Below are 9,855 nucleotides of genomic sequence, written 5' to 3'. Positions count from 1 at the left end.
CCGCCATCACCGATCGCACCATGAAAGGCATGGTGAACACCACATGGCCGACCAGAATAAACAGCCAGGACCGGCGGAACTCGCCGAAGCCGCCATAGGTCAGCAGCAGCGCCAGCGCGATTGCCAGGCCCGGGATCGCCAGCGGCAGCGTGATTACCTCCTCGATCAACCGCGACCAGGCGCCGCCGCGGATATGCAGCGCGTAGGCGGCAGGGACGCCGACGACCAGCGTCACGGCCAGCGTCGCCAGTGCGATCACGAAGGACAACACAATACTGTCGGCATACAGCGTCCACACCTGCACCACCCATTGCAGAGTGACGCCGGATGAAATGCCGCGGAAGTAGTTCGCCGTGACACCCGCTGCGATCGAGAGCAGCGCCGGAACCACCAAAAACGCAGTGACCAGCAGCGTGAAAAGCAATTGTCCGGCAAAGATCAGGCGGTCGCGCATCGCCTAGCCCGTCGCCGCCACGGTGCCGCCGGTCAACGACCGCGCCAGCACCAGCATCGCCCAGGAAATCAGCCCGAGGCCGACCGACAGCGACGCCGCCGTGGCGAAGTTCGCCGCCAGCGTGAACTCGGTGTAGATCAGCATCGGCAGCACATCGATATTGGTGGCGAGCGTGAAGGCGGTGCCGAACGCGCCCATCGCGGTCGCAAATGCGATCGCGCCGGAAGCGACAAAGGCCGGCACCAACGCCGGCAGCACCACGTCGCGCTGCACGGCCCACGGGCTGGCACCGAGCGAGCGCGCGGCCTCTTCAAGCCCCGGATCGAGCTTCTGCACCGCCGCCATGATGGTGAGGATCACCCGCGGGATCGAGAAATACAGATAGCCGAGGAAAAGCCCCCAGATCGAATAGGCGAACACCACCTTGGTCCCAGTGGCGAGCCGCGTCAGATCGCCGATCACGCCCTGCCGTCCGGCGAGCAGGATGATCAGAAAGCCGATCACCACGCCGGGGAATGCCAGCGGGAACGTCAGCATCGCGATCAGCACGGCGCGGCCGGCAAACCGGTGCCGCTGCAGGAACAGCCCGGCGACGGTGGCGATGATCAGCGTCGCCACCGTGGTGGCGGCGGCGAGCAGCACGGTGTTGATCAGCGTCGCGCGGTAGCGCGGCTCGAGCAGGATCGCAAGATAACCGGCCGGCCCTTGCGGCCCCTCGGCGCCGACCACCACCAGCCGCGCCATCGGCAGCAGGAAGAACGCCGCGGTCAGCACGACCAGCGGCGCCAGACAGATCAACAGGAAACGTTGGTGCTTCATGATTTGGGGCTGTCCCGGCCGTCGCCGGCCGGGACGATGGACCGGCTCAGCGGACTTCGGCGAGGTAGCGATCGGTGAAAGCCTTCTGGGCGGCTTCCATCTTGGCCCAGTCGACGTTCTTGGCGCGCGCGTAGTCGCTGTCCGGCAGGAACTTCGCCTTGACTTCGGGCGGCAATTCGATCGGCCGCGCAGGGCGCAAGTATGCGTTGGTCCAAATCGCCTGACCCTTGTCGGACAGTAGATAGTCCATCACCTTCTTGGCCTTGTCGGCGTCCGGCGCGCCCTTCACCAGGCTGACCACATAGGGGAACACGACCGAGCCTTCGCACGGGATCACGAAGGCGAAGTTGCCCTTCTCGGTGTACTTGGCCCGATAGGCATTGAAATCGTAGTCGAACAGGATGGGAATCTCGCCCGACACCACGCGGGCGTAAGAGGTCTGCTTCGGCACGATCGCGTCATTGTCGTGCAGCTTCTTGAAGAACGACACCGCCGGCGAGAAATCCTGATCGCTGCCGCCGAGCGCGAGATTGACCGCGACCGCACCGACATAGCCGACCGCCGCCGAGGGCGGGTCGAGATAGCCGACCATGCCTTTGTAGTCCGGCTTCTCGAGATCCTTCCAGCACGCCGGAACCGGCTTGCCTCCGAGCGCATCGACGTTGACGAACAGGCCGAGCGTGCCTGAATGGATCGCGGTCCATTCGCCTTCGGGATCCTTCAGGCCAGCCGGGACTTCGTCCCACTTTGCCGGCTTGTACGGCTGGGTGACGCCCTGCGCCTTCGCCTTCATGCCGAAATTGACGCCGAAGTAGCCGATGTCGGCGATCGGGTTGCTCTTCTCGGCAATCAGCTGCGACAGCGCCTGGCCGGAATTCTTATTGTCGAACGGGATGTCGTAGCCGAGATCGGCTTTGACCTGCTTCAGCATCGTCGCCCAATCGGCCCACTGCGGCGGGCAATTGTAGCAGATCACATCCGCAGCCTTCGCCGGCTGCAGCGATGCAAATGCGGACAGCGCACATAGCGCGGTCATCAACCGGACCAGTTTCATCGGCTTCCTCGTTTTCGACTGAGCGCAGCCTCGGGCGGCAAGGCCGCCGCTGCGTGCCCTCCCCTATCGATCGCCGATGACAGGTTTGCGACAGCGCCGGTAACAGGTGCCGCGAGCCGCAACCAGGAACTTTCGCTGCTGCAAATGATTGAGACGCGAACGACTGCGCCCGGCCTCCCGACGAGGGCTTATCGCATCCGGGCCAGTCCGATCGCCGAGCTGTGCTGCGACCATCGACAACCGACCCGCCAGCCGCAGAGTTCGCGCACGAACCTTCACATGCCCTGCCCGCGCGCTAGCCACCGGCGAGCGGGCCCGACAGCGAAAGGAGTTGCTGATGCCGACGTCCGCCAAGAGCAATGCTTGTAGACCGTGGGACGACGAACAGGTCGAGCGGTTGAAGGAGCTGATTGCCAGCGGCGCATCGGCGGTGCGCGCGGCAGCCGCCCTGAAGCGCGCCCGGTCGTCAGTGCAGGTGAAGGCGCGCAAGCTTGGCATGCCGTTCATGGCCAGCCGCGACGCCAAGCGCATCCGCAACGCCAAGATCGCCGAAGCCGAAAGCCGCCTCGCGCGCTGACGTTCTGCGGTAAGATCATCCTCGACAATCAGCGCACGGTCGTCGGGTCGCGGCAGGCTGTCGCACCCGGCGATCATTTCTGGCGCAGAGCGCGCCATAACTAATTACCTTTGACCAAAGTGCTAATCGGATGAATAACTAACGCGCCAATTTTTTGCGGCGCCGCTGTGGAAAACAGCCCATAATGCGACGGCTAACGCCGCCATCGAATCAAATCTGAAAGGCGCCCGCCAAGCGGGTGAAAGGGTCACACAATGCAATACTGGATCATTGCATTCACGGCCGCGCTGGTCGTGGTCATCGGTTACGCCGCCGGTCCGGTCGGCGCGCTGGTCTCGCTGCTCGCTTTCGCGGGCTCGCTTTATCTGATGTGGGCGCGCAAGCTCGGCTTCGCCGGCGCATGGACGCGGTTCGCGCTCGACCGGTTCTCGGCTCCGTTCTGGAAGGGCGAGAACTGGGAACGCTTCAACGCCATGTTCCACGACGGTGAGAGCGTGGTGAAGGCCGGCACGGTCGCCACCGCGCTGATCGCGCTGTCGCTGATCCTGCCGCCGAGCCAGGTTGCGCTGATCGCCGCCGTGGTCGCCGCTTGGTACGCTTTCGAAGTGTATCGCAGCCACCGTCCGGTGGTTCGCCCGACCACCGCGATCGAAGCCAAGCCGGCCAACGATAGCGTGCTGTACACCCAGGTCCGCAACGAAAGCGCCAAGATCAACTGATCGCCTCTGGCGGATCGTTCGAGCCACTGACGACGCAGGCGGCGGGGATTTCCCCGCCGCTTTTGTTTTGGCCGCTCCCCCTCAGCGACCAGCGGACTAGCCCCGCGCAGCCGCCTTCGAAGGCCGATCTTCCGCAGGCGGCGCCAGTGCGGCGCGGCACCTAGCCGCTCACCATCGATCCATCGCACGACGCCTGCACATTCTTTGTGCAAATTCTGCGTATTGTATGCAATGGGGCCAAGCGGAGGCGGCTCTCCCAACCCCCATTCATAAAAATACAGCGCCATCTCAGATAGTTATGCAGATTTAAGCGTCTGGCACGAAGCTTGCGAACCAGTTCCATCAGCTACTTCCTCGTTGCTTTTGGAGCCGCATATGAAGCGTCGTGATTTCCTCAAGTCCGCTACAGCCCTCGCCGCCGGCGCGATGGTGCCAGCACCGGCAATCTGGTCCGCTGCCAAAGCCGACGCCCGATCAGAAACCCTGCTGGTCGTCTCCGAAAGCGGCCCGAACAACCTCGACATCCACGGCGTCGGCACCAACGTGCCCGGCTACGAGGTGTCGTGGAATTGCTACGACCGACTGATCACCCACGAAATGAAGGAAGGCCCCGGCGGCGTTCCCTACTACGACAAGGACAAATTCAAGGGCGAGCTCGCCGACGACATGGTGATCGGCGACATGTCGGCGACCTTCAAGCTGAAGAAGAACGCCACCTTCCAGGACGGCACGCCGGTCACCGCCAAGGACGTGAAGTGGTCGCTCGATCGCTCGGTCAGCGTCGGCGGCTTCCCGACCTTCCAGATGAGCGCCGGCTCGCTGACCAAGCCCGAGCAGTTCGTGGTGGTCGACGACCACACCGTGCGGGTCGACTTCCTCAAGAAGGACCGGCTGACGATCCCGGATCTCGCGGTGATCGTGCCCTGCGTCGTCAACTCCGAGCTAGTGAAGAAGAACGCCACCGAGAAGGATCCGTGGGGGCTCGAATACACCAAGCAGAACACCGCCGGCTCCGGCGCCTATCGTGTGGTGAAGTGGACCGCCGGCACCGAAGTGATCATGGAGCGCAACGACAAGTGGGTCGGCGGCCCGCTGCCGAAGATCAAGCGTGTGATCTGGCGCATGGTGCCGCAGGCCGGCAACCGGCGGGCGCTGCTGGAACGCGGTGACGCCGACATCTCCTACGAGCTGCCGAACCAGGACTTCGCCGAGATGAAGCGCGACGGCAAGGTCAACGTGGTGTCGCTGCCGATCTCGAACGGCATCCAGTATCTCGGCATGAACGTCACCCAGCCGCCGTTCAACAATCCGAAGGTGCGCGAAGCGGTGGCCTATGCGGTGCCGTATCAGAAGATCATCGACGCGGTGATGTTCGGCCTCGCCAACCCGATGTTCGGCGCGGCTGCCGACAAGCAGACCGAAGTGAAGTGGCCGCAGCCGACCAAGTACAACACCGACATGGCCAAGGCGAAGGCGCTGATGGCGGAAGCCGGCTACGCGGGCGGCTTCGACACCACGCTGTCGTTCGACCTCGGCTTCGCCGGCGTCAACGAGCCGATGTGCATCCTGATCCAGGAGAGCCTCGCGCAGATCGGCATCCGCTGCACCATCAACAAGATCCCCGGCGCCAACTGGCGTACCGAGCTGAACAAGAAGGTGATGCCGCTCTACGTCAACATCTTCTCGGGCTGGCTCGATTATCCGGAGTACTTCTTCTACTGGTGTTATCACTCCGGCAAGTCGATCTTCAACACCATGGGCTACGACTCGCCCGAGATGGATAAGCTGATCGACAGCTCCCGCATCGCCGCGGCGACCGGCGACACCGCGACCTACGACCGCGACGTCAAGGGCTTCGTCGACCTCGCCTTCACCGACATCCCGCGCGTTCCCCTGTACCAACCCTACCTCAACGTCGCGATGCAGAAGAACGTCTCCGGCTTCGCCTACTGGTTCCACCGCCGTCTCGACTACCGGACGATGGTGAAGGGGTAACGCTCTTCTCCCTCTCCCGCTTGCGGGAGAGGGCTGGGGTGAGGGCGACGCGGGCACAGTGCTCGGGGCTCCCCACCGCGCCCCCTCCCCTCAAAGGGGAGGGGGGCAGACCGCGGCGTGTGACGACGCAATGTTCTCTAACGCGATGACTTAAGGGTACGATCCAATGCTCACCCTGATCGGCAAACGCCTGATGTTCGCGATCCCGAGCCTGATCGGCGTGGTGATCGTCACCTTCCTGCTGACCCGCGCGCTGCCGGGCGATCCAGCGGCGTATTTCGCCGGGCCCGCGGCCAGCAAGGAGGCGATCGAGCAGATCCGGCACAAGCTCGGCCTCGACAAATCGCTGCCCGAACAGTTCGTCCGCTACACCACGGATCTGGCGCGCGGCGACCTCGGCGAGTCGCTGACCACCGGCCAGCCCGTCGTCACCGAACTGAAGAACCGCCTGCCCGCCTCCGCCGAACTGACGCTGCTCGGCCTCGCGCTGGCGATCGTGATCGCGATCCCGCTCGGCATCATGGCAGCGACGCGGCCAGGTTCGTGGATTGATCACCTCTGCCGCGTCACCACCACCGCCGGCGTGTCGCTCCCGGTGTTCTTCACCGGCCTACTGCTGGTCTACGTGTTCTATTTCAAGCTCGGCTGGGCCCCGGCGCCGCTCGGCCGGCTCGACGTGTTCTACTCGGCACCGCCGACCGTCACCGGCTTCTATCTGATCGACAGCCTGATCGCGCGCGACTTCGAGACCTTCCGGTCGGCGCTGAGTCAGCTTCTGCTCCCCGCAGCAACCCTGGCGATCTTCTCGCTGGCGCCGATCGCCCGCATGACCCGCGCCTCGATGCTGGCGGTGCTGGCGTCGGACTTCGTCCGCACCGCGCGCGCCAGCGGCCTGTCGCCGCGCAAGGTGACGATGACCTACGCGTTCCGCAACGCGATGCTGCCGGTGATCACCACGCTGTCGATGGTGTTCTCGTTCCTGCTCGGCGCCAACGTGCTGGTCGAGAAGGTGTTCGCCTGGCCGGGCATCGGCTCCTACGCGGTCGAAGCGCTGATCGCGTCCGACTTCGCGCCGGTGCAGGGCTTCGTGCTCACCATGGCGGTGATGTACGTGCTGCTCAATCTGACAATCGACATTCTTTACGGCGTGATCGACCCACGCGTGCGGCTGGAAGGCTAGGAGCATGACCATGACCAGCGTCGCCCCTCCGATCGGCGAAACCTCCGCCAGCGCCAAGCCCGCGCGCCGCTCCGCACTGCGGGACACCATCGAGCACACCCGCTACGTGCTCGGCGACAACCGCGTCACCGCCTTCGCCTTCGGCCTGTTGGTGGTGATCGTGTTCGCGGCGCTGTTCGGGCCGTATATCGTCCCGTACGATCCGCTCGCCAGCGACACCGCGCAGGCGCTGAAAGCCCCGTCGGCAGCGCATTGGTTCGGCACCGATCAGCTCGGCCGCGACATCTTTAGCCGCGTCGTGGTCGCGACACGGCTCGATCTGTTCATCGCCGTCGCCTCGGTGGTGCTGGTGTTCCTGATGGGCGGCCTCGCCGGCGTCGCCGCGGGTTACTTCGGCGGCTGGACCGACCGCATCGTCGGCCGGATCGCCGATACCATCATGGCATTCCCGCTGTTCGTGCTGGCGATGGGCATCGTCGCCGCGCTCGGCAACACGGTGCAAAACATCATCATCGCCACCGCGATCGTGAACTTCCCGCTGTATGCCCGCGTCGCCCGCGCCGAGGCCAATGTCCGCCGCGAAGCCGGTTTCGTGATGGCGGCGCGGCTGTCCGGCAACAGCGAGATGCGGATTCTGCTGGTGCACATCCTGCCGAACATCATGCCGATCATGATCGTGCAGATGTCGCTGACGATGGGCTACGCGATCCTCAACGCCGCCGGCCTGTCGTTCATCGGTCTCGGGGTCCGTCCGCCGACTGCCGAGTGGGGCATCATGGTCGCGGAAGGCGCCTCGTTCATGGTCTCCGGCGAATGGTGGATCGCGCTGTTCCCCGGACTCGCGCTGATGATCGCAGTGTTCTGCTTCAACCTGCTCGGCGACGGCCTGCGCGACATCTTCGACCCGCAGCGGAGGACGTGAGCGATGAACGTGTTAGCTGCTTCCCTCGCCCCGTACGCCTCCGTCATGGCCGGACTTGACGCGGCCATCCATCCCGCTTCGCAAAACGTCTTCCCAAGAGCGATGGACCGCCGGGCCTTCGCCGCGCCGAAGGGGCTTCGGCCCCGCAGGCGGGTGAAGCCCGGCGGTGACAACTGGAATGTGGAGATGCCGCGATGACCACCCAGCCCCTGCTCGACGTCCGTGACCTCACGGTCGAATTCATCACCCGCCGCGGCATCGTCAAGGCGGTGCAGCATGTCGATATCAGCGTCGGCAAAGGCGAGACGCTGGCGATCGTCGGCGAGTCCGGCTCCGGCAAGTCGGTGACCTCCTATGCGGTGATGCGGATCCTCGACCGTGCCGGGCGGATCGCCGAAGGTTCGGTGATGTTCGGCGGCATGGATTTGAAGGCCGCCAGCGAGCACGAGATGCGTGACCTACGTGGCCGCGAAATCTCGATGATCTTTCAGAACCCGCGCGCGGCGCTCAACCCGATCCGAAAAGTCGGCGATCAGATCGAAGACGTGCTCCGCCAGCACGTGCAGTCGACCTCGACCGATCGCGGCGAGAAGGCGATCGCGGCGCTGGAGGCGGTGAAGATCGCGCGGCCGCGCGAGCGCTATCACGCCTATCCGTTCCAGCTCTCCGGCGGCATGTGCCAGCGCGTGGTGATCGCGCTGGCGCTGGCCTGCAATCCGCAGCTGCTGATCGCCGACGAGCCGACCACCGGCCTCGACGTCACCACCCAGAAGGCGGTGATGGACCTGATCGTCGAACTGACCAAGAGCCGCGGGCTGTCGACCATCCTGATCACCCACGACCTGGGTCTCGCCGCCGCCTATTGCGACCGGGTGGTGGTGATGGAGAAGGGCCGCGTCGTCGAAACCGCCTTGGCGGCCGATATCTTCGCCAATCCGCAGCACCCCTACACCAAGAAGCTGATGCGCGCGACGCCGCGGCTCGGCGTGAGTTTGCGGGAGTTGCTGCCGGAGGGCGAAGACGGCGCGGCTCCGCGTGAAAGCGTCATCGCCGGGCTCGACCCGGCGATCCATCCTATTTCGGGAGAAGCTTCGTCGAAGGCGATGGACCTCCGAGTCAAGCTCGGGGGTGACGATGAGGCGAGTGGCGAGCACAAGGACACGAGTAATTCGAAGAGCCCCGCCCCCCTCCTCCTCGTCGAAAAGCTGGTGAAGGAATATCCGCGCCAGGGGACGACGGCAACGCTGAGCCGGTTGTTCTCGCGCGGGCCGGCGCCGGAGCCGGAGGTGTTTCGCGCGGTCGACGGCATCAGCTTTCAGATCGGCCATGGCGAAAGCGTCGGACTGGTCGGCGAGTCCGGCTGCGGCAAGTCGACCACCTCGATGATGCTGATGCGGCTGCTCGATCAGACCTCGGGCCGCATCGTGTTCGACGGCGAGGAGATCGGCACCATCTTGCCGCAGCGGTTCGCCCGGCTGCCGCTGCGCAAGTCGATCCAGATGGTGTTTCAGGATCCGACCGACAGCCTCAATCCGCGCTTCACCGCGGCGCGCGCGATTGCCGATCCGATCCTGCAGCTCGGCGAGATCAAAGGCCGCGATGCGGTGCGTGCCCGCTGCGAGGAACTGGCCGAACAGGTCGGCCTGCCGCTAGATCTGCTCGACCGGTTTCCGCATCAGCTGTCCGGCGGCCAGAAGGCGCGCGTCGGCATCGCGCGTGCCATCGCGCTACGGCCCAAGCTGGTGATCCTCGACGAGCCAACTGCTGCCCTCGACGTCTCGGTGCAGGCGGTGGTGCTGAACCTGCTGCAGGACCTGAAGCAGACTCTCGGGATGAGCTACCTGTTCGTATCGCACGACCTCAACGTGGTGCGGCTGCTGTGCGACCGCGTCGTCGTGATGCGCGCCGGGCGTATTGTCGAGCAGGGAACGTCCGAGCAGGTGCTCGGCAGCCCGAAGCACGACTACACCCGCGAACTCCTCACCGCGATCCCGCATCCGCCGCTGCCGGTGACGTGATGACGCGATGCGCAATTCTCCATGGTCATTCCGGGGCGCGCGCAGCGCGAACCCGGAATCCCGAGATGATCAACAAGAGATTCCGGGTTCGCTCGCTCACGCGAGCGCCCCGGAATG

At 64.9% G+C, this 9,855-nt stretch carries 9 protein-coding genes; 6 read left to right on the top strand and 3 right to left on the bottom strand.

The window, feature by feature from the left end:
- The 3 genes from DY467_RS08280 to DY467_RS08270 form a co-directional block, all read right to left on the bottom strand.
- The coding region (locus DY467_RS08280; protein ID WP_502706442.1) for an ABC transporter permease at positions 1-454 on the bottom strand (454 nt) is incomplete at its 3' end.
- 3 nt (positions 455-457) lie between these two features.
- On the bottom strand, positions 458-1,273 hold the full coding sequence (locus DY467_RS08275; RefSeq protein ID WP_164635219.1) for an ABC transporter permease: 816 nt from the start codon (positions 1,271-1,273) through the stop codon (positions 458-460).
- 46 nt (positions 1,274-1,319) lie between these two features.
- Complete coding sequence (locus tag DY467_RS08270; protein ID WP_164572101.1) at positions 1,320-2,327, bottom strand: ABC transporter substrate-binding protein; 1,008 nt, start codon at positions 2,325-2,327, stop codon at positions 1,320-1,322.
- Between the two features lie 337 nt (positions 2,328-2,664).
- Between DY467_RS08270 and DY467_RS08265 the strand changes: the two genes are divergently transcribed.
- The 6 genes from DY467_RS08265 (at position 2,665) to DY467_RS08240 (ending at position 9,738) form a co-directional block, all read left to right on the top strand.
- Positions 2,665-2,904 carry a hypothetical protein gene (locus tag DY467_RS08265; protein WP_011157036.1) on the top strand — a complete coding sequence of 80 codons (240 nt, stop codon included), beginning with the start codon at positions 2,665-2,667 and terminating at the stop codon, positions 2,902-2,904.
- 254 nt (positions 2,905-3,158) lie between these two features.
- Positions 3,159-3,623, top strand: coding sequence for a hypothetical protein (locus tag DY467_RS08260; RefSeq protein ID WP_011157035.1), 465 nt, complete (start codon positions 3,159-3,161; stop codon positions 3,621-3,623).
- Positions 3,624-3,998: 375 nt separating this feature from the next.
- Complete coding sequence (locus DY467_RS08255) at positions 3,999-5,618, top strand: ABC transporter substrate-binding protein (RefSeq protein WP_164635218.1); 1,620 nt, start codon at positions 3,999-4,001, stop codon at positions 5,616-5,618.
- 166 nt (positions 5,619-5,784) lie between these two features.
- Positions 5,785-6,798, top strand: a complete 1,014-nt coding sequence (locus tag DY467_RS08250) for an ABC transporter permease (RefSeq protein WP_107343501.1) — start codon at positions 5,785-5,787, stop codon at positions 6,796-6,798.
- A gap of 10 nt (positions 6,799-6,808) precedes the next feature.
- Positions 6,809-7,720 (top strand): ABC transporter permease, encoded by a 912-nt coding sequence (locus DY467_RS08245; protein ID WP_107346486.1) that lies wholly within the window; start codon positions 6,809-6,811, stop codon positions 7,718-7,720.
- 194 nt (positions 7,721-7,914) lie between these two features.
- A complete protein-coding gene (locus tag DY467_RS08240; RefSeq protein ID WP_164635216.1) occupies positions 7,915-9,738 on the top strand; it encodes a dipeptide ABC transporter ATP-binding protein in 1,824 nt (607 codons plus the stop codon).
- Positions 9,739-9,855: the final 117 nt, after the last annotated feature.

It is taken from the genome of Rhodopseudomonas sp. BR0G17, assembly GCF_010907025.1.
GTDB classification, from domain to species: Bacteria; Pseudomonadota; Alphaproteobacteria; order Rhizobiales; family Xanthobacteraceae; genus Rhodopseudomonas; species Rhodopseudomonas palustris_H.
This window is presented reverse-complemented; position numbering and strand designations above follow the sequence as displayed.

Bases quoted from the DNA above. Each gene is read 5' to 3' on its own strand.
- DY467_RS08255 (WP_164635218.1), top strand. From the start codon at position 3,999: ATGAAGCGTCGTGATTTCCTCAAGTCCGCTACAGCCCTCGCCGCCGGC.
- DY467_RS08245 (WP_107346486.1), top strand. From the start codon at position 6,809: ATGACCAGCGTCGCCCCTCCGATCGGCGAAACCTCCGCCAGCGCCAAG.
- DY467_RS08275 (WP_164635219.1), bottom strand. From the start codon at position 1,273: ATGAAGCACCAACGTTTCCTGTTGATCTGTCTGGCGCCGCTGGTCGTG.
- DY467_RS08260 (WP_011157035.1), top strand. From the start codon at position 3,159: ATGCAATACTGGATCATTGCATTCACGGCCGCGCTGGTCGTGGTCATC.
- DY467_RS08250 (WP_107343501.1), top strand. From the start codon at position 5,785: ATGCTCACCCTGATCGGCAAACGCCTGATGTTCGCGATCCCGAGCCTG.
- DY467_RS08240 (WP_164635216.1), top strand. From the start codon at position 7,915: ATGACCACCCAGCCCCTGCTCGACGTCCGTGACCTCACGGTCGAATTC.
- DY467_RS08270 (WP_164572101.1), bottom strand. From the start codon at position 2,327: ATGAAACTGGTCCGGTTGATGACCGCGCTATGTGCGCTGTCCGCATTT.
- DY467_RS08265 (WP_011157036.1), top strand. From the start codon at position 2,665: ATGCCGACGTCCGCCAAGAGCAATGCTTGTAGACCGTGGGACGACGAA.